Genomic DNA, 23,087 nt, shown 5'->3' with positions numbered 1-23,087 from the left:
CCTCGCCGCCGGCGGGCACCACGCCCACCCCGCTCGGCCCCGGCGGGTACCCGCCCCCGCCCCGGCCAAACGCCCCACCCACCCGGCGGCGGGAAAGCCGGAGGCCGGGTGGCCTGTCGCATCGGTAGCATCCGCGCATGGGACCCGTCACCACCCACCCCGGCGCCTGCCCGCTGGACTGCCCGGACACCTGCGTCTGGCAGCTCACCGTCGACGACGGCCGGGCGGTCGCGCTGCGCGGCGACCGCGACCACCCGTTCACCAGGGGCGCGCTCTGCGGCAAGGTGAACCGCTACCTGGACGCGGTGAACGGGCCGGACCGGCTCACCACGCCCTGGGTCCGCACCGGCCCGAAGGGCGCCGGCCGGGTCGCGTACCGGCCGGCGAGCTGGGACGAGGCCCTGGAGCGGGTGGCCGCCGGGCTGCGTACGAGCATCGAGCGGGACGGCCCGGAGTCGGTGCTGCCCTACTACTTCGCCGGCACGATGGGCCTGGTCCAGGGCTGGACCATGGGGCCCCGGCTCTTCGCCCACCTGGGCGCGTCCCGGCTGGACACCACCATCTGCACGGCGGCGGCGCGGGCGGCGCTGCGCTCGCTCTACGGCGCCTCGGTCGGCTTCGAACCGGAGTCGATCGTCGAGGCGAACCTGATCGTCCTCTGGGGCGCCAACCCGCTCGTCACCAACCTGCACCTGTGGCCGTTCGTGCAGCAGGCCCGCGAGCGCGGCGCGTACGTGGTGACGATCGACCCGCTGCGCACCGACACGGCGGCCCGCAGCGACGAGCACGTCGCTCCGCTACCCGGCACCGACGCGGCGCTCGCGCTCGGGCTGATGCGGCACGTCCGCGACGCCGGGGCGGCCGACGAGGAGTGGCTGGCTGCGCACACCACCGGCTGGCCGGAACTACGCGCCCGGCTCGACGACTGGCCGGTGGAACGGGCCGCCGCCGAGTGCGGCCTGCCCGCCGGGACGATCTGCCGCCTCGGCGACCGGATCGCCACCACCCGGCCGACAGCGGTACGGGTCGGGCTGGGCCTGCAACGCCACCACGGCGCCGGGCAGGCGATCCGGGCCATCTGCGCGTTGCCGCTGGTCACCGGCGACTTCCGGTACCCCGGAGGCGGGGCGCTGGTCACCACCAGCGGCCACCACCCGGTCGACAACGGCCCGGTGATCCGGCCGGGCGGCATGCCCGCCCCGCCGGCCCGGTCGCTGAACATGAGCCGGCTGGCCGCCGTCCTCACCGGGGAGGCCAACCCGCCCGTCACCTCGCTCGTCGTGTTCAACGCCAACCCGGCGGCGACCGCCCCGGACCAGGCCCGGCTGCTGACCGGGCTCGGCCGCGCCGACCTGTTCACCGTGGTGCTGGAGCAACGCTGGACCGACACCTGCGACTACGCCGACGTGGTGCTCCCGGCCACCATGCAGCCCGAGCACCTGGACCTCCAGACGTCATACGGGCACCACTACACGACGCTGAACCTGCCGGTCACCCGCGCGCCGGGCGAGGCGCTGCCGAACACCGAGATCTTCCGGCGGATCGCCGCCGCGCTCGGGATCGACCACCCGGCGTTCCGGGACAGCGACGAGGACCTGGCCCGGCAGTTGCTGGCCGACGCCCCGATCAGGTACGAGGAGCTGCGCGAGCGCACGTACGCCCGGCTCACCGGCGTGCCGGTGGGCTCCGCGCCGTACGCCGAGGGTGGTTTCCCCACCCCGGACGGGCGGGCCCGGCTGCACGACCCGGCGCTGGCCGCGCTCGGGGTGGACCCGCTGCCCGGGTACACGCCACCGGCCGAGGCGGCCGACTCGGAGCTGGCCCGCCGGTTCCCGCTGACGCTGCTCACCCCGGCCAACCGCTACCTGATGAACTCCACGTTCGCGTCGCTGCCGTGGCACACCCGCCGCGCCGGGCCGCCCCGGGTGCACCTGCATCCGGACGACGCGGCGGCGCGCGGGCTCGCCGACGGCGACGCGGTACGCGTGCACAACGACAGGGGCGCGTTCCTCGCCGCGGTGGCGGTGGACGAGGCGACCCGGCCGGGGTGCGCGTTCACGTACAAGGCGTACTGGGCGCGGCGCAGCCCGGGGCGGTCCACCGTCAACGCGGTCACCGGCGTCCGGGACACCGACCTGGGCGAGGCGCCCACGTTCCACGACTGCCGGGTCGAGGTCGAGCCGGTGCCGGCGGGCCTGCTGACCGCCGAGCCGCCCTTCGACGAGGTCGCGGAGCCCGTCGCGGCTGGGTGATTCGGGACCTCCGGCCCCCGGACCTGGTCTTTGCGCCCCTGCTCCGGCCCGTCGCCGCCACCTAGCGTCGGAGGCGGACACAGGGAGGTTCGCCATGCGTACGTGGCAGGTGCAGGACGTGATGACCAGGGACGTGGCGTCGGTACGGGAGGGCACGGAGTACCGGGAGATCGTCGACGTGCTGACCGAACGGCACGTCACTGCGGCGCCGGTGGTGGACGAGACCCGCCGGGTGCTGGGCGTGGTGTCCGAGGCGGACCTGATGTACAAGGTGGAGTTCCTGGGCCGGCCCCGGGAGCGGCGGATCCTGCCGGACCGGCACCGCCGCGAGGCGCGGGCGAAGGCCGGCGCGACGCTCGCCGCCGACCTGATGACCGCTCCCCCGGTCACCATCACGCCGGACGCGACGATCGTGGAGGCGGCCCGGCTGATGGACGCGCGCGGCGTGAAGCGGCTGCCGGTGGTGAACGACCTCGGCCGGCTGGTCGGCATCGTCACCCGCGGCGACCTGCTCAAGGTGCACCTGCGCCCGGACGCCGGCATCCGGCGGGACGTGGTCGAGGAGGTGCTGTGGCGCAGCCTCGGCGTCCGCGACGGCGTGGTGGACGTGACCGTCGGCAGGGGCGTGGTGACGCTGACCGGCCAGGTGGAGCGCCGGTCCACCGCGCAGCTCGCGGTCCGGCTGGCCCGGCAGGTCAGCGGCGTGGTCGAGGTGGTCGACGCGCTCGGCTACGCGATCGACGACGTGCCGATGTCGGCGCTGCGCGTCGGCGGCGCCACCCCGGCCGGCATCGCCTGAGCCCTGGACGGCCCGGTGGGCGCCGGCGTACCCGGCGCCCACCGCCGTCACTCCTGGGCGAGCGCGTCCAGCACCAGCGCGGCGGTCCAGCTGAACGCCGGTGAGCCGAGACCGGCGCCGGTGTCCGGGTGGAAGTACTCGTGGCAGCCGGCCCGGTCGACCAGGTCGAGCAGCGACTCGCGCAGCCCGGCGGCCAGGTCGGCCCGGCGGTGGGTACGCAGTCCCTGCCAGAGCAGCCAGCCGGTGTTGATCCAGCTCGGGCCGCGCCAGTAGCGCAGCGGCTCGAAGTCCGGCGCGGTGCGGTCGTACGTGGGCAGCGGCCGGTCCATCCGGGCGGCCAGCCCGAAGCGCGGCGAGCACGCCTCGGCCAGCAGCGCCGACACCTGCGCGGCGGGCAGTTCGGGCAGCGCCAGCGGCATCAGCCCGAGCACGGTCCGGGCCGGCACGAGCCGGTCGGCGCGCACGTCGCGGGGACGGAACGTGCCGGCGACCGGATCCCAGAGGCGGGTGACGAGCGCCTCGGTGATCCGGGCACCCCGGTCGCGGTGCGGTCCCGGATCGGCGCCGATCACCGCGGCGATGCGCGCGAGGGCGTACTCGGAGACGCCGAGCGCGGCGTTCACCAGTGGGCACTCCACCAGGAACGGGTGCCGGCCGAGCAGCCCTTCGTCCCGGTAGCGGCCGGCCCGGTAGCTCTCCACCAGCGCGACGTAGCGCGCGTAGTCCAGGTCGGTGGGGCGCTGCGCCGCGTCGGCGTGCGCGGTGTCGTGCCGCCGGTACGCGCGCATCACCGCCTCGTCGGCGGGCACGCCGGCCAGCGGCGCGTCCCAGGCGGGGCTGTTGTCCAGCCCGGACTCCCACGGGTGCACGATCGACGCCAGCCCGCCGCCGCCGGCGTCCCGCCTACCGGTCAGGTAGCGCTGCTGCGCGACCAGCCTCGGGTAGAGCCGACGCAGCGCGGCCACCGTCGCCTCGCCGGGCGCGCGGCGGTGCACCAGCCAGGCGGCCGGGGCGTGCACCGGCGGCTGGACGATCCCGGAGGTGGCCCGGGCCGGCGAGCCGTCGGCGCGGGCCGAGTCCCAGAACTGCGGCCCGGGGAAGTACGGCCCGGCGCGCGAGGCCGGGTTGAACACGATGTGCGGCACCCGCCCGTCGACCCACTGCGCGGCGAACAACGTGCGCAGCTCCCGCCAGGCCCGGTCGGGACGGACGTGGGCCAGGCCGATCGCGATGAACGCCGAGTCCCAGCTCCACTGGTGCGGGTAGAGCGTGCGCGAGGGGACGGTGTGGTCGTGTTCCCAGTTGGCGTCCAGGGTGGCCAGCGCGAGGCGGCGCAGCCGGGCGTGCCGGTCGGCGTCGGCGCGTACCCCGGTGGTCAGCGTCATGCGGCGGCCCGCCGGGGACGGGCCTGGGCCAGCGCGGTGGCGGCCTGGCGCAGCGCGGCGACCGGCTCACCGCGCAGCCGGCACTCCAGTGCCAGCCAGCCGGTGTAGCCGATCGCGTCGAGCGTGGCCAGCAGCGCGCCCCAGTCCAGGTGCCCGGCGCCGGGCTGGTGCCGGTTGGAGTCGCTGACCTGGACGTGCCCGAGGTACGGCGCGGCGGCGCGCAGCGCGGCGTGCGGGTCGTCCTCCTCGATGTTCATGTGGTACGTGTCGGCGGCCACCCGCAGTGCCGGTGACCCGACCGCGCGGCACAGCTCGACGGCCTGGTCGAGCCGGTTGACCATGTGGTCCTCGTACCGGTTGAGCGGTTCCAGGAACACGGTGACCCCCTCGGCGCGGGCGTGCCCGGCCAGCTCGCCCAGGGCGTCGACGAGCACCCGCCGGTCCTCGTCGGCCGAGCGCGGCGGGTCGAACGGGGGCAGCCGGCGGGAGAACATGCCCCACGCGGCAGGGGTCATCGCGCCGACGCCGCCCAGCTCGGCGATCACCGAGAGCTGGGAGCGCAGGTTGTCCACCGCGTCGCGGGAGCGGCCCGGGTCGAAGTCGCCGACGAAGTGGTCCATCTCGACGCAGACGGTCGGCATGACCACGCCGGCGGCGCGGGCGCGGCGCAGCTCCGGCAGCCGCCGGGCCAGCGCGTGGTCGCCCCGCCCGCGCAGTTCGATGCCCTGGTAGCCGAGGGAGACGGCGAGGGCGTACTTCCGGGTCAGGTCGGTGCCGGGAAGCAGCTGTTCCTGGCACGAGAGCGGAATGTCCATCAGAACCTCAGCACCACTTGGAGGACGTCACCGTCACCGCGGTCGAGCAACGCCAGGGCGTCGGCCACCGCGCCCGCGTCGACGACGTGGCTCACCAGCGGCAGCGGGTCGACGCTGCCCTCGGCCACCAGGTCCATGAAGGTGTGTGCGATCCGCGTCCCGGACCACCGGCCGGCCGTGCCGGGTGCCGGATCGGGCCCGGAGACCTGGGCGGCCACGAGCTGGATCCGGTTGTGGTGGAACTCCTCACCGAGTTCCAGCCCGTGGGCGTACCCCTGGTAGAAGCCGGCCGCGACGACGCGCCCGGCGTGCGCGGTGGCGCGGATCGCCTCGTGCAGCGCCGGGTACGACCCGGACAGCTCCAGGCAGACGTCGGCGCCCCGGCCGTCGGTGGCGGCCCGCAGCGCGGCGGCGGGCGAGTCGGCGGCGGCGTCGACCACCCGGCGGGCGCCGAGCCGCACGGCGTGCGCGAGCCGGCCCGGCATCCGGTCGACGGCGACCACGCGGGCGCCGGACAGCGCGGCCAGGCGCGTGCCGAGCAGCCCGATCACGCCCTGTCCGAACACGCCCACCCAGTCGCCCAGGTGCAGGTCACCGGCGAGCACGGCGGTCAGCGCGATGGCGCCGGGCCGGGCGAACACGGCGGCGAGCGGGTCGAGGCCCGGTGGCAGCGGATGCACGGCCGTCGCGGGGAGCACGGCGTCGGCGCGGTGCCCCCAGATGCCCCAGACGAGCTGGCCGGGCCGCCGCCCGGCCACGTCGGGCGCGACCTCGACGATCTCGCCGACCTCCTCGTATCCGAAACCCACCACCGGGTACGCGGGCGCGGCCTGACGGGGCACGAACATGCGGGAGCCGGCGTCCCAGTCCTTGCGCAGTCGCGGGTTGCTGCCCCGGTAGAGCGTCAGCTCGGTGCCGGCGGAGATGCCCGAGTAGCGGGTGCGGACGCGGACCTGGCCCGGACCGAGCCGGTCCGTGGGGCAGGGCTCCAGGCGTACGTGCCCGGGCCCGGCCAGAGAGACAACCCAGTTGCTCATGGCGTCGCTCCGAGGGAAGTGCCGACCCCGATTCTAACCCAAAAAATGGGCATATGTGATTAGATTGATGAATCGATGGGTATTAGCGGCAGGCCGTGCTCTTTCGAGAGGAGTGCCACCGATGTCATCACCCTCCACGCGGCGGCTCGCAATCAGCCTGATCCTGGCACTGACCGGGACCGGCGTGGCCGCATGCAGCGACGACGGGCAGAAATCCGACAGTTCGCAGATCACCGTCTGGAGCCTGGAAGACGTGGCGGACCGCGTCGCCGCCACCAAGACGATCATCGCCGACTACACCGCCAAGACCGGCGTCAAGGTCAACCTGGTCACCGTCAACGAGGACCAGTTCCCGTCCCTGATCGCCTCCAGCGCCGCCGCCGGCGACCTGCCCGACGTGGTCGGCTCGGTCTCGCTGGCCGGGGTGCGCACGCTGTCCGCGAACGAACTCCTCGACGCCGACGCCAACGGCGCCGTCGTCGACCGGCTCGGCCGGGACACGTTCACGCCCCGCGCACTGGAACTCACCAGCGACGGCGGCACGCAGCTCGCCGTACCGAGCGACGGGTGGGGCCAGCTGCTCGTCTACCGCAAGGACCTGTTCGCCGCCGCCGGCCTGCCGGCGCCCGACACGTACGAGAAGATCGCCGCCGCGGCGGCGAAGCTGAACACCGGCGGCGTCGCCGGCATCACCGCGGCCACCTCCCCCGGCGACGTGTTCACCCAGCAGACGTTCGAGCACCTGGCGCTGGCGAACAACTGCCGGCTCACCGACGACTCCGGCACTGTCACGCTCGACTCCCCCGAGTGCGTCGAGGCGTTCCGCTTCTACGGCGACCTGATGCGCAACAACTCGGTCAAGGGCGCCCAGGACGTCGACACCACCCGGGCCACCTACTTCGCCGGCAAGGCGGCCATGCTGATCTGGTCGCCCTTCATCCTCGACGAGCTGGCCGGGCTGCGCGCCGACGCCCGGCCGACCTGCCCGCAGTGCCAGTCCGACCCGGCCTGGCTCGCGAAGAACAGCGGGTTCGTCACCGCGATCAAGGGCCCGAACGGCACCGAACCGGCCCAGTACGGCGAGGTCAGCTCATGGGCGGTGCTCGACGGCGCGGCCGACCCGGCGAAGTCGTTCGTGGAGTACATGCTCTCCGACGGCTACCCGCGCTGGTTCGGCATGTCCCCCGAGGGGCGCTTCCCGGTGCGCACCGGCACCCCGGAGGACAAGCAGAAGTTCCGGACCGCCTGGAACACCAGCCCGGCCGGCGTGGACACCAAGAAGCCGCTGTCGGAGGTCTACGGCGAGGACGTGCTCGCCACCCTGCGGCGCAGCCCCGACACCTTCCAGCGCTGGGGCCTGACCGAGAACCAGGGCAAGCTCGTCGGCGCCATCCTCGGTGAGCTGCCCGTACCCAAGGCGCTCGCCGACGTCGTCGGCGGCAAGTCCGACGCCCGCGCCGCCGCCGAACGCGCCCGCAAGGACGTCGAGGCGATAGCCAAGGGCGTCAATTGACCACCACCGCGCCGGAGGCCGGCCGCTCCCCCGCGCCGGAGCGACCCCGCCGACCCGGCCGACGCCCGCTGACGCTGCGCCGCCGCGAAGCCCGCGCCGGGCTCGCGCTGGTCACCCCGACCCTGCTCGTCGTGGTCGCGGTGATCGGCATACCCATCGTCTGGACGGTGGTGCTGGCCTTCCAGCGGGTACGCCTGGCGACCCTGCGCAAGACCGGCCTGTTCGGCGAGCTGACCCTGGACAACATCGACCGGGTGCTGCACACGCCCGGGTTCGCCGACACGCTCTGGACCACTGTGCTCTACAGCGTCGGCGGCACCGCCGGCTCGATCGTGGTGGGGCTCGCGGCGGCGCTGGCCGTACGCGGGCCGTTCCGCGGCCGCACGCTCGTCCGCGCGTCGATGCTGCTGCCGTACGTGGCGCCGGTGGTCGCCATGACGTTCGTCTGGCAGGTGATGCTCGACCCGCAGCTCGGCATCGTCAACGACTGGGGGCGGCGCTTCCTCGGCTGGGACTCCCCGGTGCCGTTCCTGTCCCAGGAGTCCACCGCGCTGTGGACGGTGATCGCGTTCGAGGCGTGGCGCTACTTCCCGTTCGCGTTCCTGTTCCTGCTGGCCCGGCTCCAGGCGGTGCCCGGTGAGCTGGAGGAGGCCGCCCGGGTCGACGGGGCGACACCCACGCAGCGGTTCCGGCACATCCTGCTGCCGCAGCTCATGCCGGTGATCGCGCTGATCGGCGTGCTGCGGTTCATCATGACGTTCAACAAGTTCGACGACGTCTACCTGCTCACCGGCGGCGCCGCAGGCACCGAGGTGGTGAGCGTGCGGGTCTACCAGTTCCTCACCGCCCGTACCGACATCGGCGCGGCCGCCGCCCAGGCGGTCGTCCTGGCCGTCGTGCTGCTCGTGTTCGTGGCGATCTACCTGCGCTTCTTCGGCGCGCGACGGGAGGCGTGATGGACCGGGACCGGATCGAGACGGTCAGCCTGCGCTGGCTGCGGCGGCTGGTGATCGCCGGGTTCCTGGTGGTCACGCTGCTGCCGTTCTGGTACATGCTGGTGCTGTCGGTACGTCCGATCGAACGCCTGCTGCTCGAACCCGGCTCGCTCTGGGTACCGTTCGGCGAGCTGACCGTCGCCACGTACGCCGAGGTGCTGAAGTCCGTCTCCGACGGCGGCCAGGGCTTCCTCACGTTCATCCGCAACAGCGGCCTGGTGGCGCTGGCAGCCACCGCGCTCACCCTGGTGATCGCCATCCCCGGGGCGTACGCGGTGTCCCGCCTGCGGTTCTTCGGCCGCCGGCAGGTCAGCGCGCTGTTCCTGGCGGTCTACCTGTTCCCGTCCATCGTCATCGCGATCCCGCTGTTCGTGGTCTTCACCCGGGCCGGGCTGCGCGGGTCGCTGACCGGCCTGGTGCTCGTCTACATCTCGCAGACGCTGCCGGTGTCGGTCTACATGCTGAAGAACTACTTCGAGACGATCCCGATCAGCCTGGAGGAGTCCGCGGCGATCGACGGCGCCGGCCGGCTCGGCATCATCCGCCGGGTCAGCCTGCCCCTCGCGGCCCCGTCGGTGATGGCCGTCGCGCTGTACGACTTCATGATCGCCTGGAACGAGTACCTGTTCGCGCTGCTGTTCCTGGTCGACCGGCCGGACCGGTGGACCGTGTCGCTGGGCCTGTCGCTGCTCGCCGACGGCGTCGAGGTGCCCAAGACCGTGCTGATGGCCGGCTCGGTCATCCTCACGCTGCCGATCGTGGTGCTGTTCTTCGCCGGGGAACGCCTGCTCACCGAGGGACTCACCAGCGGGGCCGAGAAGGGCTGAGCGTCCGTGCCAGGATGATCGGGTGCGAGCATCACGGGAGCGCCGGGCCGGCGCGCGGGCGGCCCGGCTGCTCACCGAGGCGCTCGCCCCGACCGTCCTGGTCACGGCGCTGCCGCTGATCGCCGCCGCCCGGGTCAGCCGCTCGGCGGGCCAGTTCCTGCTCTGGGGCGGCATCGCGCTCACGTTCTGCGCCGTCATCCCGATCGGTGTGCTCGTGCACGGCGTCCGCCGGGGGCGCCTCACCGACCGGCACGTCGGCGACCGCGCCCAGCGGGCCCGGCCGCTGTCGATCGGGCTGGCCTCGGTCGCGGCCGGGTTGCTGCTGCTGGCGGCGGTGCGCGCGCCGGCCGAACTGTTCGCCGTGATCGTGGTGGTCTTCGTGGTCGGCGCGGCCTGCGCGCTGGTGAACCACTGGTGGAAGCTGAGCATCCACGCGGCGGTCGCCGCCGCCACCGTCGCCGTGCTGGTGCCGCTGGCCGGCCCGGGCGCGAACCTCGGCTGGGTGCTCGTCGCGGCCGTCGGCTGGTCCCGGGTACGGCTGGGCGACCACACCTGGCCGCAGGTGCTGGCCGGCGTCGCGCTCGGCGGGCCGCTCGCCGCCGGCACGTTCCTGGCGCTCGCCTGACCCGCCGCCACAAGATCAGCTACGGTGGCCTCATGGGCAAGCCGACCCGCTGGGTGACCGACACGAAACCCGGCCACTCGCAGTGGTACGTGGACCGGTTCCGTCAGCTCGCCGCCGAGGGCGCCGACCTGTCCGGTGAGGCGCGGCTGCTCGACGCGCTCGTGCCGCCCGGCGCCCGTGTCCTGGACGCCGGCTGCGGCACCGGCCGGGTCGCCGCCGCGCTCGCCGCGCGCGGGCACGACGCCGTGGGCGTGGACGCCGACCCGACGCTTGTCGAGGCGGCCCGCGCCGACCACCCCGGTCCCCGCTTCCTGGTCGCCGACCTGGCCGAGCTGGACCTGGCCGCCCAGGGCGAGGCCGAGCCGTTCGACGCCGCCGTGCTGGCCGGCAACGTGATGGTCTTCGTCGCCCCCGGCACCGAACGCGACGTGCTGGCCCGCGTCGCCGCGCACGTACGCCCGGACGGCCTGGTCGTGGTCGGCTTCGCCACCGACCGCGGCTACCCGGTGGCCGACCTGGACGCCGACGCGGTCGCCGCCGGGCTGCGCCCCGAGCACCGCTTCGCCACCTGGGACCTGCGGCCGTGGCGCGACGACGCCGACTTCGCGGTGAGCGTGCTGCGCCGCCCCGCCGGCTGACCGCTGCTCGTCCTCCCCGGCGGATCGCGCCCGGCGCTCAGGCGGGCGCGGCGACGGCGCGGGCGGCCTCCGGGTCGAGCGGGCTGCCAGCCGGCAGGAGGTCCACCAGGGCCGCCGGCAGCCGCGCCGGGCGCACCCCGGCATAGCCGAGCGAGCCCGGCACGTCCGCGCCGGTCAGCGCGTACCGCCGTCCGAGGTCGGTGATCACGCAGACCGCGCCGCCGGTGGCGCCCGGCGCGGACACCGCCTCCACCAGCGCGCCGCGTCCCGGCTCCACCACCACCTCGTCGGCGAGCCCGGCCCGCCCGCCCTGTGTCCGGGTGGCGGCGGCGAGGTCCGGCGCGGTGACTCCGAGACGGATCTCGCGAACGCCGGCGTCGTCCCCGGCCCGCGCGCAGATCGCACCGCTCTCGGCGGCGGCCAGCCGGGGCGGTACGGCGGGTGGCGCGCTCGCCCCGCCGGGCACCAGACCGGGCAGTTTCGGCAGCGCGGCGAACCGGCCGAGCGTGATCGGCTCCGGCTCCCGCTGGCCGGTGCGGGCCAGCAGCAGCGCCGCCTGCAACTCGGTGATGCCGGCCAGCCCGGCGCGCTGCGCGACCGCGTACTGCCGTCCGCCGCCGGAGTTGCGCACCAGGTAGACGTCACCCACTGTGGCGCCGGTGACCCGCTCGGACGGCTCGCCGAGGTCGCCGACGGGCGGCGGGGCCAGGTCGGCGCCGGCCGGCAGCGTGTTGAGCAGCGCCGCCGCCACCGGCACCGCCCGTTCCCGGGTGGCGGCGAGCGCGGCGAGCACCCGGTCGGTGTCGCGCAGCAGGTAGCGCCGGTCGTGCCAGAGCAGGTGCAGGCCGCCGTCCGGGTGCCGGGCCAGCAGCCCCTGGTCGCCGAGCACCCGGCCGCCGGTGGCCTGCCGCCCGATCAGCAGCACCGACCGGGCCTCGTCGCGCCCGGGCTCGTCCCCCGCCACGGAGCAGAGCGTCCACGCGTCGCGGACGAGCCGGTTCGGCGCGGGCAGCGAGTCCGGCGCGTCGGCGATGCCGAGCGGCAGACCGCGCGGCACCCCCTCGATGGCGCGGCGGCTGACCAGCACCGTCTTCGGCCGCTCCGCCCCGATGATCAGCAGCGCGGAGGCGTAGTTCGACACCGGGTGCAGCTTCTCGTCGCGGTAGACGAATCGCGCGCCCGACTCCTTCTCCACGATCACCGCGCCCGTCTCGCGCCACGAGTCACCGCCGCCGGTGAACAGGCCGTAGAGGGCGACGCCGCCGAGCGCGATCGCCGCGACCAGGACGCTGGCCAGACCGGCGCCGGCCAGCCGGCGGAACGGGGACTGCGGCGGGTCCGTCTCCCGCATGACGAGCGCGGCGACCGCCCGCTGGACGGTGAACTGGTACGAGTGCAGCTGGTCCTGCCGCGACGCCATCGTGTCCCTTCCCGCCGGGATGGTCGGCGCACAGGATAAGCGCTCCGTCGATGCCCCGGCGACCCTGCGTGTCCCTCACGGGCCCTCCGTCGTCGGTTCGCCCCGCCAGTACGCCGAGGTGGCCGCATCACACCGGCCCAGACCCGTCCACCTCCCCGAGGTGGAGTGGATCAAGCCGGCCACCACCCCCGGAATGGATACCCCCGGGGGTGTGTTAGACATGGCGGAACCCGAACCGACGGAGGTACTGATGGCCAGCGTGGCGTTGACCACCACCGACTTCGCAGAGACGGTCAACCGGGACGGCATCGTCCTGGTCGACTTCTGGGCCGGCTGGTGCGGCCCCTGCCGGGCGTTCGCGCCGGTCTACGAGAAGTCCAGCGAGCAGCACCCGGACATCGTCTTCGGCAAGGTCGACACCGAGGCCGAGCCGGCCCTGGCGGCCGCCGCCCAGATCCGGTCGATCCCGACACTGATGGCGTTCCGGGACGGCGTGCTGGTGTTCGCCCAGCCGGGCGCCCTGCCGACGGCCGGGCTGGAGGAGCTGATCCGGGCCGTGCGTGACCTCGACATGGACGAGGTCCGGGCCAAGACCGCCTGACGGGTGGCGGCACGGGTACCCCCTGGGGTATCTTCGAGCGCAGGAGGTATGACGTGAATCTTCGACCGGAGATGACAGGCGAGGCGCTGACCCGGCTCAAGCGGGCCCGGGGGCAGCTCAACGCCGTCATCGAGATGATGGAGAACGGCGAGGACTGCCGCGCCGCGCTGACCCAGCTCGCCGCGGTCTCCAAGGCCATCGACCGGGCCGGTTTCAAGATCATCGCCTCCGGCATGCGCTACTGCGACGCCGCCCGCCAGGCGGGCGAGGAGCCGGAGATGACCGAGGAGGAGCTGGAGAAGCTCTTCCTGTCCCTGGCCTGACGGCCCCCTGCCTGACGGCGTCCGCCTGACCGGCTGAGCCCCGCCCGCGCCGTGTGACCACGACGCGGGCGGGTAAACACCTGCCTGGTTGACCCAGGCCGCAGACTGTCCCATGCATACCCCCCGGGGTATATAGGCAATGAGAGGAAACGGCATGACTCTCGACGTGTCCGTCATCGCGACCTCCTCGCTCGGCGACCGCAGCTACCTCGCCTCCGACGGCCGGGTGGCGATCGTGGTCGACCCGCAGCGCGACATCGACCGCGTCCTGTACCTGGCCGGCGCCAAGGGCGTACGGATCACCCACGTGGTCGAGACGCACATCCACAACGACTACGTCTCCGGCGGCCTGGAGCTGGCCCGGATCACCGGCGCGCAGTACCTGGTGGCCGCCGCCGACACGGTCGAGTTCGACCGGACCCCGGCCGCCGACGGCGACACCGTGCCGGTGTCGGACACCATGCGGCTGCGGGTGATCGGCACCCCCGGTCACACGTTCCACCACCTGTCGTTCGCGCTCGACGAGGCCAGCGACGGCGGCTGGACGGCGGCCGGCGTGTTCACCGGCGGCTCGCTGCTGTTCGGCACCACCGGCCGCACCGACCTGCTCGGCCAGCAGTACGCGCACGAGCTGGCGCACCACCAGTACGCCTCGGCGCGCAAGCTGGCCGACCTGCTGCCCGACGGCGCTCACGTCTGGCCCACGCACGGCTTCGGCAGCTTCTGCTCGGCCAGCCAGGCCGACGCCCCCGAGTCGACGATCGGCCGGGAGAAGGAGGCCAACCCGGTGCTGCGGCTGGCCGCCGACCAGTTCGTCACCGAGACGCTGGCCGGGCTGGACGCCTACCCGGCGTACTACGCCCACATGGGCGTCGCCAACGCCGCCGGTCCCGCCCCGGTCGACCTCACGCCGGTGGCCCGCGCCGACGCCGACGAGCTGCGCCGTCGTATCGCCGCCGGCGAGTGGGTGGTCGACCTGCGCCACCGCAAGGCGTACGCGGCCTCGCACCTGGCCGGCACCGTCAGCCTCGGCCTGGACGGGCCGATGTCGACGTGGCTCGGCTGGCTGATCGACTGGGGTGTGCCGATCACGTTTCTGGCGCAGACCCCGGAGCAGGTCGCCGACGCCCAGCGGGAACTGGTCCGCATCGGCATCGACCGCCCGGCCGCCCAGGCCACCGGCGAGCCCGAGCAGTGGACCGCCGACCCGTCGCAGCTGCGGGAGCTGGCGGTGGCCGACTTCGGCGCGCTCGCCGCCGCGCAGGCCGGGAAGACCCCGGCCGGGCTGCCCGCGCCGCAGGTCGTCCTCGACGTGCGGATGACGAACGAGTGGAAGGCCGGGCACATCGACGGTGCGGTGCACGTGCCGCTGCCGGACGTGCCGAAGCGGCTCGCCGACATCCCCGCCGGGACCGTCTGGGTGCACTGCGGCTCCGGTTACCGGGCCACCGCCGCCGCGTCCCTGCTCGCCAACGCCGGCCGTGACGTGGTGCTGATCGACGACTCGTACGGCCGAGCCGAGGCGGCCGGCGTACGCATGGCGCCCACCGCCTGACCTCTCCCCGAGCGCCCGGCCGGCGTGTCCCCACGCCGGCCGGCGCCCGACCCTGCCCGAAAACACCCGCTGAAGGAGACCGAAGCATGACCACGACCACCCCCACCACCATCGACGCGGCGACCCTGCGCGAGCTGATCGCCGCCGGACGTACGCCCCGGATGCTCGACGTGCGCACACCCGGTGAGTTCGAGGCGGCGCACATCCCCGGCGCGTACAACGTGCCGCTGGACCTGCTCCGGGAGCACCGCGCGGAGCTGCGCAGCCACCTGGACGAGGACGTGGTGCTGATCTGCCGCTCCGGCGTCCGGGCCGGCCAGGCCGGTCAGGCGCTCGGCACCGTCGGCCTGCCCAACGTGAAGGTGCTCGACGGCGGCATGCTGGCCTGGCAGGCCACAAACGCCCCGGTCAACCAGGGCCGCCCGCGCTGGGACCTGGAGCGCCAGGTACGCCTCGTCGCCGGCTCGATCGTGCTCGCCGCCGTCCTCGGGTCGGTGTTCGTGCCCGGCCTGAAGTGGGTCGCCGCGTTCATCGGCGCGGGCCTCACGTTCGCCGCGCTCACCAACACCTGCGCCATGGGCATGCTGCTGAGCAAGCTGCCGTACAACCGCGGCGCGAGCTGCGACCTGGACACGATCGTCGGGCAGTTGCGCGACGGGAGCCGCAAGTGACCACCCTCGCGCTGACGCTGGCCGGCGCGGTGCTGATCGGCGTGACGCTGGGCCTGCTCGGCGGCGGCGGGTCCATCCTCGCCGTGCCGCTGCTGGTCTACGTCGCCGACCTGCCCGCCAAGGAGGCGATCGCCACCTCGCTGCTGGTCGTCGGCGTGACCAGCGCCGTCGGCGTACTGCCGCACGCCTGGGCGAACCGGGTCCGCTGGCGTACCGGGCTCATCTTCGGCGTGGCCGGCATGACCGGCGCGTACGCGGGCGGCCGGCTGGCCGAGTTCGTCCCGGCCGGCGTCCTGCTCACCGGGTTCGCGCTGATGATGCTCGCCACCGCGGTCGCGATGCTGCGGGGCCGCCGGTCCACCGAGGGCCGCCCGGTGCCGCACGAGCTGCCGATGCTGCGGGTGGTCGGGGACGGTGTGGTCGTCGGCCTGGTCACCGGCCTGGTCGGCGCCGGCGGCGGCTTCCTGGTCGTACCGGCCCTGGCCCTGCTGGGCGGACTGCCGATGCCGATCGCAGTCGGCACCTCGCTGGTCGTCATCGCGATGAAGTCGTTCGCCGGTCTGGCGGGCTACCTGTCCAGCGTGCAGATCCACTGGGGTCTGGCCGCCGGGGTCACCGCCGCCGCCGTCGTCGGCAGCCTGCTCGGTGGCCGGCTCGCCGGGCGGATCCCGGCCGACCTGCTGCGCCGGGGGTTCGGCTGGTTCGTCGTGGTGATGGGCGTGTTCGTGCTCGCGCAGCAGTTGCCGCCGGTATGGGGACTCGCCGTGGGAGCGCTTGCCGTGGCCGGTACGGTCACCATGGCGGTGTGGGGCCGCCGGAGGAGGGAACACAGTGGACAGCAGCGCCTGGGACAGCCGGTACGCCGACACGCCCGGACTGGTGTGGAGCGCTGAGCCCAACCGTTTCGTGGTCGAGTCGGTCACCGGGCTGCCTCCCGGGTCAGCGCTGGACATCGCCGCCGGCGAGGGCCGCAACGCGGTCTGGCTGGCCGGTCAGGGCTGGCGGGTCAACGCGGTGGACTTCTCCGCGGTGGCCGTGGACCGAGGGCGTGAGCTGGCCGCCGCGCGGGGCGTCACTGTCGACTGGCGGGTCGCGGACGTGACCGCGTACCGGCCGGTGCCGAACAGCTACGACCTGGTGCTGATCAGCTACCTGCACCTGCCCGCGCCGGAGTTCGCCGCGGTGCTCGCCGCGGCGAAGTCCGCGCTGCGCCCCGGCGGCACGCTGGTGGTGGTGGGCCACGACCTGGCCAACCTCGCCGGGGGCATCGGCGGCCCGCAGGACCCGGACGTGCTGCTCACGCCGGAGTCGGTGGTCGACGGGCTGGCCGGGCTGCGCGTGCAGCGGGCCGAGACGACCCGCCGGCCGGTCCCGGCCACCGACGGCGGGACCGTCGACGCGCTGGACACCGTGGTGGTCGCCACCCGCCCCGCCGACTGACCGCCGTCCGCCGCCGTTTCGCCGGGCCGGGCCGGGAACCGGCCGGTAGCATCCGGGGACGGATCGGCGGAGAGGACACGGGTGGGCGCGCGTTTCGAGGAACTGGCCTGGCGGGAGACGCCGATCGGCGAGATCAGCCTGCGGCGGCGCCGTGACCCGGCACTGGACTCCGACGTGTACGAGGTGAAGCTCGACGACGAGTACCTCATGTCCAGCGCCTTCCCGGTCGCGGAGATCGAACTGGCCCGGCTCGGGCTGGCTCCGCTCACCGGCGACGCGCTGGACGTGGTGGTCGGCGGGCTCGGCCTCGGCTACACCGCGCGTACCGCGCTGGAGGATCCCCGGGTGCGCTCGCTGGTGGTGGTCGAGGCGATCGAGGACGTGATCGACTGGCACCGGCGGGACCTGCTGCCGTTCGCCGCCGGGCTGGCCACCGATCCGCGTACCCGGTTCGTCCGGGCGGACTTCTTCGCCGCGGTCGCCGGCGACGGTCTCGACCCGGACGAGCCCGGGCGCCGCTTCCACGCGGTGCTGCTGGACGTGGACCACTCCCCCCGCCACGTGCTGCACCCCAGCCACGCCCCGTTCTACACGGTCGACGGGCTGCGGCGGCTGGCCGCGCTGCTGCACCCGGAGGGCGTCTTCGCGCTGTGGTCGAACGACCCGCCGGACCCGGCGTTCCAGCGCACGCTGACCGAAGTGTTCCCGACCTCGGTGGCACACGTCGTCCGGTTCCCGAACCCGTTGCAGGGCCGGGAGGCGGCGAACACCGTGTACGTGGCCCGGCACTGATCCACCCGGCGGCGGCATGCCCGCCGGTCCAGCGGGAAAGCGGGCGGCCGACCGTACGACGGGAGGCTGGGACATGCGCGCGTTGCTGTGGGTGGTCGGCGTGGCCGCCGGTGTGATCATCCTGCTCGGGCTGCTGCTGGAGGCGGTCCGCTGGTTCGTCATCATCGGCGTGATCGCGCTCGCCGCGGTCATCGTCGTCGGGATCGTGAAGGGCCGGCGGGCGGTGCACCAACACTCGACCGGCCGCCGCTGACCTGCGGCGGGTGTGACCGACCCGGCAACCTACGTGAGCGTAGGTTACCGCGCGGTTAAGTTAGGCTGGTGGCGTCATCCGCGCGACGAGGAGTAACGGCGATGGACGCGACCGCCCAGCGACCCTGGACCCGTAGCTACGCACCCGGGGTGCCCGCCGAGATCACCGAGCCGGACGGCTCGCTCGTCGACCTGCTCACCGAGGCGGCCGGACGGTTCGGTCCCCGGGTCGCGCTCGACTTCTACGGCGCCACCACCACCTTCACCGAGCTGGCCGACCAGGTGGCCCGCGCCGCCGAGGCGCTGCGCCGGCTCGGCGTCGGCCCGGGCGACCGGGTGGCGCTGGTGCTGCCCAACTGCCCGCAGCACGTGGTCGCGTTCTACGCCGTGCTGCGCCTCGGCGCGGTGGTCGTCGAGCACAACCCGCTCTACACCGCCGACGAGCTGGACCGGCAGCTCACCGACCACGGCGCGACGGTCGCGATCGTGTGGGACAAGGTCGCGCCGCTGGTGGCGGGACGCGGCGCCGTGCGTACCGTGGTGTCGGTCGACCTGACCGCGGCGCTGCCGCGGCTCAAGCGGTGGGCGCTGCGGGTGCCGCTGCCGAAGGTCCGCGCCGCGCGGGCCGCGATGACCGCCCCCGCGCCCGGCGCCCTGCCCTGGTCGGAGCTGGTCGCCGCCGCCGGGCCGCTGCCCGCCGGGCATCCCGCGCCCGAGGCCGGGGACGTGGCGCTGCTCCAGTACACCGGCGGCACCACCGGCGAGCCCAAGGGCGCGGTGCTGACCCACCGCAACCTGCGCGCCAACGCCGCGCAGGGCCGGGCCTGGGTGCCGGGCCTGCGCGACGGCGCGGAGACGGTGTATGCGGTGCTGCCGCTGTTCCACGCCTACGGGCTGACGCTCTGCCTCACCTTCGCCGTCAGCATCGGGGCGACGCTGGTGCTGTTCCCCCGCTTCGACGCCGACCAGGTGCTCGACGCTGTCCGCCGCCGCCCGCCGACGTTCCTGCCCGCGGTGCCGCCGGTCTACGCGAAGCTGGCCACCGTCGCGCGCGAGCGCGGCGTCGACCTCACCTCCATCCGGTACGCGCTGTCCGGCGCGATGTCGCTGCCACCGGCCACGGTGGAGCTGTGGGAGCAGGTGACCGGCGGCCTGCTGGTCGAGGGGTACGGGATGACCGAGACGTCCCCGATCACCGTCGGCAACCCGGTCGCGCCGACCCGCCGGCCGGGCACCGTGGGCGTGCCGTTCCCCTCCACCGACGTGCGCATCGTCGACCCGGAGGATCCGAGCCGCGACCGCGCTCCGGGTGAGGCCGGTGAGCTGCTGGTCCGCGGCCCGCAGGTGTTCACCGGCTACTGGCACCGGCCCGAGGAGACGGCGAAGGTGCTGCTGCCCGGTGGCTGGATGCGTACCGGCGACATCGTCACCATGGACGCCGACGGCTTCGTGACGGTGGTGGACCGGATCAAGGAACTGATCATCACGGGCGGCTTCAACGTCTACCCGTCCGAGGTGGAGGAGGCGCTGCGCCGCGTCCCCGGCGTACGCGAGGCCGCCGCCGTGGGAATGCCCACCGACGACGGCGAGGAGGTCGTCGCCGCGGTGGTGGTCGACCCGGCGGTGGCCGGCAGCCCGGAGGCGATCCGGACCTCGTGCCGCACCCACCTGGCCGGGTACAAGGTGCCACGCCGGGTCGTGATCGTCGACGAGCTGCCGTACTCCCAGATCGGCAAGATCCTGCGCCGCGAGGTCCGCGAACGGCTGCTCGCCGACCGCTGACGCCGCGTTCCCCCGCCGACGGGCGGCGAGTGGAACGCTGTGGGTGTCAAACGGGGCCGGAGACACCCGCAGCGTTCCATCGACGACGTGTCGGTGCCGGCGCCTACGCTGTGGCGATGACCGACAGGCGTCAGGTGCTGGCCTTCCGCGTGCGCGCTCAGCAGCTCGACCGGGTGCGGGGCTCGCTCGCCGACACCGCCGTGCTCGGCATCGGCGTGCAGGACACCGGTCCCGACGGCGGCCGGTGGGCGCTCGCCACACGCGGCGTCGACGTGGCCCCGCTGACCGGCGACGACCTGGTCCTGCTCTGGACCGTACGCGGCGCCCCGCACCTCTACCGCCGCGCCGACGTGGGCGCGGTGGCCGCCGCGGTCGAGCCGTTCTCCGACGCCGACGCGGGCAAGCGCATCTACGACGCGGCGAAGCCGTTGAAGGCGGCGGGCATCGGCATCGTCGCCGCGCTCGACGAGGTGGCCGCGCGGATGCGGGAGATCGTCCGCGAGCCGACGGTCAAGGGCGCGGTCTCCGGCCGCCTGGCCGAGGTGATGCCCGAGCCCTACCTGCGGCACTGCCGGCCGTGCGACGCGATCCACCTCTACGAGATGCCGTTCCGGCTGGCCGCCGTGCGCGCCGGACTGGAGCTGCGGCTCGACACGTCACCGCCGATTCTGGAACGCATCAGCGACTTCCGTCCGGCCGCCGCGCCCGGCGACCGGTTCGAACTCATCCGCGCGTACCTGCGGCTGCTCGGCCCGGCCACGCCCAAGCACGTCGCCGACTACCTCGACGCCCCGGTCAAGGAGGTCAAGGCCCGCTGGCCGCACGACGCGGTCGAGGTGAACGTCGACGGTGAGACGCGCTGGCTGCTCGCCGCCGACGAGGCGGCGCTGGGGTCGGCGGACGCCACCACGACCCGCCTGCTCGGCCCGTTCGACCTGTTCCTCCAGGCGAAGGACCGGGCGACGCTGGTGCCGGACGCGGCCCGCGCGAAGGAGCTGTGGCCGGTGCTGGGCCGCCCCGGCGCCGTACTGGCCGACGGGGATCTGGCCGGCACCTGGCGGCCCCGCAAGTCCGGCCGGTCGTTCACCGTCGCGGTCCAGCCGTGGCGCAAACTGCCCGGCAGCACCCGCGACGCGGTGGTCGCGGAGGCCGAGCGCCTCGCCGCGTACCGGGGTGTGGCGCTCGCCGGTGTCGACTTCGCCGACTGACCGCCTACCGCGCCCGGCCGACCGCCGTCCAGGCCGAGGCCGGGACCTCCACCGGCCACCGGTCGCCGAGCAGTGACGCGCACCTGTCGCGCAACGCCGCGCGGCCCGCCGCGTCGAGCCGCTGGACGTGGTCCCCGGCCGGGCCCACCCCGAGCGTGTACGGCTCCCACCACTGGTCGAAGCTCGCGAAACTCGTCCGGACGGTGAGCATGGACGACCGCACGTCACGCAGGCCGGCGGCGGCGAACAGGTCGACGAGGTCGCCCTCCCGCGCCCCGGCGAGCCCCGACTCGTCGTAGGCGTCCGGGTCGAGCGACCGGACCGCCTGCCAGAACACGGTCAGCGGTCCACGCCCACCGGCGTGGTCCCACACGCAGGCCGCCACCACTCCCCCGGGACGGGCCACACGGACCATCTCCCGCAGGCCGGCAACCGGGTCCGTCATGAAGTGCACGACGAGCTGAGCGAGGGTGACGTCGAAGCCGCCGTCGGGGAACGGCAGCAGCTCAGCCGACGCCCGCCGGATCTCGACCCCGGGCAGGCGTACCCGGGCCGCCTCCACGAACGGCGCCGACGGGTCGACAGCCGACACCGCCTCGGGCCCCAGCCGTGCGACCAGCTCCGCGGTCAGCGCGCCGGTGCCGCAGCCGACATCAAGCGCCCGCTGCCCTCGCGTGACACCCGCGGCGTCGGCGAAGCGCACCGCCAGCGGCTCGGCGAATCGGCCCATGAAACGGCCGTACGCGTCCGCGCCGACGTCGAATCCCACCGCGCCAGGCTAGCCGCCAACTGACACGATCACCGTCATGATTGTCTGGCTCAACGGCGCGTTCGGTGTCGGCAAGACGACCACGGCGCGGCTGCTCACGAGCGCGCTGCCGGATGCGCGGCTGTTCGACCCGGAGTTCCTCGGCTCGATGCTCACCGCGTTCGTCACCCCGCCGACCGACGACTTCCAGGACCTGCCCCTGTGGCGTCACCTCGTCGTGCAGACGGTCACCGGGCTGGACCGGCACCACGCGGGCGTCTGGATCGTGCCGATGAGCCTGCTCGACCCGGCATACCGCGCGGAGATCCTCGGCGGCATCCGCGCCGCGGGCGTCGACGTCCGCGAGGTGGTGCTCACGCTCCCCGAGGACCGGCTGCGGGCCCGGATCGACGCCGACCAGGTCGAGTCCGGCGCGCGCGGCTGGCGGCACGACCACGTCGCCCGGGCCCTCGCCGCGTTCGCGTCGGTGACCGACGCCCGTCTGATCGACGCCTCCGCCCCGCCCGAGCAGGTGGCCGACGCCGTCGGCGCGCACGTGCGCGCCGAAACTCGCTGTCGGGCCTCCGGGCACAGTGGTAGACAGCCGGAGTGACCGAACCCCTGACGTTTCCCGACCGGCTGCGGCTGATCGACGACCGGTCGGCCGCGTTCCGGGACGCGGTCGCCGCCGCGCCGGACCTCGACGCGCCGGTGCCGACCTGTCCCGGATGGACGCTGTTCGACCTGGCCCGGCACATCGGCGAAGGACGCCGCTCGTGGGCGGCCACCGTCGCCGCCGGTCCCGAGGCGTCCGGACGGGCCGAACCCGGCGGGCCGGGCGCGCCGCGGGAGCGTACGGCGCTGCGGGACTGGCTGGCCGAGTCCACCGAGCACCTGCTGGCCGCGCTGCGCGACGCCGGACCCGATCGCCGCTGCTGGACGTGGTGGGACACGTCGCAGTCGCCGCAGACCTGCGGCGCCGTCGCCCGGCACCAGCTCCAGGAGATCGCGGTGCACACCTACGACGCCCGGCTCACAGTGGGCGCGCCGCAGCCGCTGCCGGTCGAGGTGGCCCTCGACGGCGTGGAGGACTTCCTGTTCACCTGCTGCGCGACCACCGTGCCGTGGCCGTACGAGCCCGCCGTCCTCGACTACCACGTCACCGAGGGCGGATCGTGGCGCACGCGGCTCTCCCCCGGCGGGGCACGGGTCACCCGCGTGCAGGCCGGAGACGACGCGGGCCCGGCCGACACCTCCGCCCGTTCCACCGCCGGTGACCTGGTCCTGGCCTTCTACGGCCGGATTCCGCTGGACGCGCTCGCCATCGAGGGCGACCGGCGCGTGCTCGACCAGATCGCGGCGTGGGACCCGGACGCGTAGCCCGGTGGCCTGAGCGTGGAAGGATGACC

At 74.4% G+C, this 23,087-nt stretch carries 24 protein-coding genes; 19 read left to right on the top strand and 5 right to left on the bottom strand.

Annotated features, from left to right (window positions below; all coding sequences use genetic code 11):
- Window positions 1-137: 137 nt before the first annotated feature.
- Window positions 138-2,252: a molybdopterin-dependent oxidoreductase gene (locus CLT75_RS05690; protein WP_135239819.1), complete on the top strand. Its 2,115-nt coding sequence runs from the start codon at window positions 138-140 to the stop codon at window positions 2,250-2,252.
- A gap of 94 nt (window positions 2,253-2,346) precedes the next feature.
- Entirely contained in the window at window positions 2,347-3,051 is a 705-nt protein-coding gene (locus tag CLT75_RS05685; RefSeq protein WP_135239818.1) for a CBS domain-containing protein, read from the top strand.
- Window positions 3,052-3,098: 47 nt separating this feature from the next.
- Here CLT75_RS05685 and CLT75_RS05680 read toward each other — a convergent pair whose 3' ends face one another.
- Genes CLT75_RS05680 through CLT75_RS05670 form a run of 3 tightly spaced genes read right to left on the bottom strand, consistent with a single transcriptional unit; the run spans window position 3,099 to window position 6,288 of the window.
- Entirely contained in the window at window positions 3,099-4,436 is a 1,338-nt protein-coding gene (locus CLT75_RS05680; protein ID WP_135239817.1) for an MGH1-like glycoside hydrolase domain-containing protein, read from the bottom strand.
- Entirely contained in the window at window positions 4,433-5,251 is an 819-nt protein-coding gene (locus CLT75_RS05675) for a sugar phosphate isomerase/epimerase family protein (protein ID WP_135239816.1), read from the bottom strand. Before CLT75_RS05675 ends, CLT75_RS05680 begins: the two co-directional genes overlap by 4 nt.
- Window positions 5,251-6,288 (bottom strand): zinc-binding dehydrogenase, encoded by a 1,038-nt coding sequence (locus tag CLT75_RS05670; RefSeq protein ID WP_135239815.1) that lies wholly within the window; start codon window positions 6,286-6,288, stop codon window positions 5,251-5,253. The genes CLT75_RS05675 and CLT75_RS05670 overlap by 1 nt, the downstream gene beginning before the upstream one ends.
- Before the next feature lie 121 nt (window positions 6,289-6,409).
- Here CLT75_RS05670 and CLT75_RS05665 point away from each other — a divergent pair, with 121 nt between their 5' ends.
- From CLT75_RS05665 to CLT75_RS05645, 5 genes are read left to right on the top strand one after another with little or no spacing between them, the layout of a single operon-like run.
- Entirely contained in the window at window positions 6,410-7,801 is a 1,392-nt protein-coding gene (locus CLT75_RS05665) for an extracellular solute-binding protein (protein ID WP_135239814.1), read from the top strand.
- Complete coding sequence (locus CLT75_RS05660; protein ID WP_135239813.1) at window positions 7,798-8,757, top strand: carbohydrate ABC transporter permease; 960 nt, start codon at window positions 7,798-7,800, stop codon at window positions 8,755-8,757. The genes CLT75_RS05665 and CLT75_RS05660 overlap by 4 nt, the downstream gene beginning before the upstream one ends.
- Window positions 8,757-9,623 carry a carbohydrate ABC transporter permease gene (locus tag CLT75_RS05655; protein WP_091427216.1) on the top strand — a complete coding sequence of 289 codons (867 nt, stop codon included), beginning with the start codon at window positions 8,757-8,759 and terminating at the stop codon, window positions 9,621-9,623. The genes CLT75_RS05660 and CLT75_RS05655 overlap by 1 nt, the downstream gene beginning before the upstream one ends.
- Window positions 9,624-9,645: 22 nt before the next feature.
- Window positions 9,646-10,248 carry a phosphatase PAP2 family protein gene (locus tag CLT75_RS05650; RefSeq protein WP_135239812.1) on the top strand — a complete coding sequence of 201 codons (603 nt, stop codon included), beginning with the start codon at window positions 9,646-9,648 and terminating at the stop codon, window positions 10,246-10,248.
- 32 nt (window positions 10,249-10,280) lie between these two features.
- Window positions 10,281-10,886 carry a class I SAM-dependent methyltransferase gene (locus tag CLT75_RS05645; protein WP_135239811.1) on the top strand — a complete coding sequence of 202 codons (606 nt, stop codon included), beginning with the start codon at window positions 10,281-10,283 and terminating at the stop codon, window positions 10,884-10,886.
- Between the two features lie 37 nt (window positions 10,887-10,923).
- Here the strand turns inward: CLT75_RS05645 and eccB are convergent, their stop codons facing one another.
- Window positions 10,924-12,306 carry a type VII secretion protein EccB gene (eccB, locus tag CLT75_RS05640; protein ID WP_135239810.1) on the bottom strand — a complete coding sequence of 461 codons (1,383 nt, stop codon included), beginning with the start codon at window positions 12,304-12,306 and terminating at the stop codon, window positions 10,924-10,926.
- 250 nt (window positions 12,307-12,556) lie between these two features.
- Between eccB and trxA the strand changes: the two genes are divergently transcribed.
- The 10 genes from trxA to CLT75_RS05590 all read left to right on the top strand — a co-directional run bounded on the left by trxA (window position 12,557) and on the right by CLT75_RS05590 (window position 20,930).
- A complete protein-coding gene (gene trxA, locus CLT75_RS05635; RefSeq protein WP_120570220.1) occupies window positions 12,557-12,907 on the top strand; it encodes a thioredoxin in 351 nt (116 codons plus the stop codon).
- A 53-nt stretch (window positions 12,908-12,960) separates the two neighbouring features.
- A complete protein-coding gene (locus CLT75_RS05630; protein ID WP_013285930.1) occupies window positions 12,961-13,230 on the top strand; it encodes a metal-sensitive transcriptional regulator in 270 nt (89 codons plus the stop codon).
- 154 nt (window positions 13,231-13,384) lie between these two features.
- Window positions 13,385-14,785, top strand: a complete 1,401-nt coding sequence (locus tag CLT75_RS05625; protein ID WP_135239809.1) for an MBL fold metallo-hydrolase — start codon at window positions 13,385-13,387, stop codon at window positions 14,783-14,785.
- An 86-nt stretch (window positions 14,786-14,871) separates the two neighbouring features.
- A complete protein-coding gene (locus CLT75_RS05620; protein WP_135239808.1) occupies window positions 14,872-15,456 on the top strand; it encodes a rhodanese-like domain-containing protein in 585 nt (194 codons plus the stop codon).
- A complete protein-coding gene (locus CLT75_RS05615) occupies window positions 15,453-16,349 on the top strand; it encodes a sulfite exporter TauE/SafE family protein (protein WP_135239807.1) in 897 nt (298 codons plus the stop codon). The genes CLT75_RS05620 and CLT75_RS05615 overlap by 4 nt, the downstream gene beginning before the upstream one ends.
- Complete coding sequence (locus CLT75_RS05610; RefSeq protein ID WP_135239806.1) at window positions 16,288-16,896, top strand: class I SAM-dependent methyltransferase; 609 nt, start codon at window positions 16,288-16,290, stop codon at window positions 16,894-16,896. The genes CLT75_RS05615 and CLT75_RS05610 overlap by 62 nt, the downstream gene beginning before the upstream one ends.
- Window positions 16,897-16,977: 81 nt before the next feature.
- Window positions 16,978-17,688 carry a class I SAM-dependent methyltransferase gene (locus CLT75_RS05605; protein WP_135239805.1) on the top strand — a complete coding sequence of 237 codons (711 nt, stop codon included), beginning with the start codon at window positions 16,978-16,980 and terminating at the stop codon, window positions 17,686-17,688.
- A gap of 73 nt (window positions 17,689-17,761) precedes the next feature.
- Window positions 17,762-17,941: a hypothetical protein gene (locus CLT75_RS05600; protein WP_135239804.1), complete on the top strand. Its 180-nt coding sequence runs from the start codon at window positions 17,762-17,764 to the stop codon at window positions 17,939-17,941.
- A 101-nt stretch (window positions 17,942-18,042) separates the two neighbouring features.
- Complete coding sequence (locus CLT75_RS05595) at window positions 18,043-19,722, top strand: long-chain-fatty-acid--CoA ligase (protein ID WP_135239803.1); 1,680 nt, start codon at window positions 18,043-18,045, stop codon at window positions 19,720-19,722.
- Between the two features lie 116 nt (window positions 19,723-19,838).
- Window positions 19,839-20,930, top strand: a complete 1,092-nt coding sequence (locus CLT75_RS05590; RefSeq protein WP_135239802.1) for a winged helix DNA-binding domain-containing protein — start codon at window positions 19,839-19,841, stop codon at window positions 20,928-20,930.
- 4 nt (window positions 20,931-20,934) lie between these two features.
- On the opposite strand, the gene CLT75_RS05585 is transcribed toward CLT75_RS05590, so the two are convergent.
- Window positions 20,935-21,699 carry a class I SAM-dependent methyltransferase gene (locus tag CLT75_RS05585; protein ID WP_135239801.1) on the bottom strand — a complete coding sequence of 255 codons (765 nt, stop codon included), beginning with the start codon at window positions 21,697-21,699 and terminating at the stop codon, window positions 20,935-20,937.
- A gap of 37 nt (window positions 21,700-21,736) precedes the next feature.
- On the opposite strand from CLT75_RS05585, the gene CLT75_RS05580 reads away from it, so the two are divergent.
- Entirely contained in the window at window positions 21,737-22,291 is a 555-nt protein-coding gene (locus tag CLT75_RS05580; protein ID WP_135239800.1) for an AAA family ATPase, read from the top strand.
- Window positions 22,288-23,058 (top strand): maleylpyruvate isomerase N-terminal domain-containing protein, encoded by a 771-nt coding sequence (locus CLT75_RS05575; RefSeq protein WP_135239799.1) that lies wholly within the window; start codon window positions 22,288-22,290, stop codon window positions 23,056-23,058. Before CLT75_RS05580 ends, CLT75_RS05575 begins: the two co-directional genes overlap by 4 nt.
- Window positions 23,059-23,087: the final 29 nt, after the last annotated feature.

It is taken from the genome of Micromonospora sp. CNZ285 (assembly GCF_004637285.1).
This window is presented reverse-complemented; position numbering and strand designations above follow the sequence as displayed.

Coding starts and splice junctions, on each gene's coding strand:
- CLT75_RS05690 (WP_135239819.1), top strand. CDS start 138: ATGGGACCCGTCACCACCCACCCCGGCGCCTGCCCGCTGGACTGCCCG.
- CLT75_RS05685 (WP_135239818.1), top strand. CDS start 2,347: ATGCGTACGTGGCAGGTGCAGGACGTGATGACCAGGGACGTGGCGTCG.
- CLT75_RS05680 (WP_135239817.1), bottom strand. CDS start 4,436: ATGACGCTGACCACCGGGGTACGCGCCGACGCCGACCGGCACGCCCGG.
- CLT75_RS05675 (WP_135239816.1), bottom strand. CDS start 5,251: ATGGACATTCCGCTCTCGTGCCAGGAACAGCTGCTTCCCGGCACCGAC.
- CLT75_RS05670 (WP_135239815.1), bottom strand. CDS start 6,288: ATGAGCAACTGGGTTGTCTCTCTGGCCGGGCCCGGGCACGTACGCCTG.
- CLT75_RS05665 (WP_135239814.1), top strand. CDS start 6,410: ATGTCATCACCCTCCACGCGGCGGCTCGCAATCAGCCTGATCCTGGCA.
- CLT75_RS05655 (WP_091427216.1), top strand. CDS start 8,757: ATGGACCGGGACCGGATCGAGACGGTCAGCCTGCGCTGGCTGCGGCGG.
- CLT75_RS05645 (WP_135239811.1), top strand. CDS start 10,281: ATGGGCAAGCCGACCCGCTGGGTGACCGACACGAAACCCGGCCACTCG.
- eccB (WP_135239810.1), bottom strand. CDS start 12,306: ATGGCGTCGCGGCAGGACCAGCTGCACTCGTACCAGTTCACCGTCCAG.
- trxA (WP_120570220.1), top strand. CDS start 12,557: ATGGCCAGCGTGGCGTTGACCACCACCGACTTCGCAGAGACGGTCAAC.
- CLT75_RS05625 (WP_135239809.1), top strand. CDS start 13,385: ATGACTCTCGACGTGTCCGTCATCGCGACCTCCTCGCTCGGCGACCGC.
- CLT75_RS05620 (WP_135239808.1), top strand. CDS start 14,872: ATGACCACGACCACCCCCACCACCATCGACGCGGCGACCCTGCGCGAG.
- CLT75_RS05600 (WP_135239804.1), top strand. CDS start 17,762: ATGCGCGCGTTGCTGTGGGTGGTCGGCGTGGCCGCCGGTGTGATCATC.
- CLT75_RS05595 (WP_135239803.1), top strand. CDS start 18,043: ATGGACGCGACCGCCCAGCGACCCTGGACCCGTAGCTACGCACCCGGG.
- CLT75_RS05590 (WP_135239802.1), top strand. CDS start 19,839: ATGACCGACAGGCGTCAGGTGCTGGCCTTCCGCGTGCGCGCTCAGCAG.
- CLT75_RS05580 (WP_135239800.1), top strand. CDS start 21,737: ATGATTGTCTGGCTCAACGGCGCGTTCGGTGTCGGCAAGACGACCACG.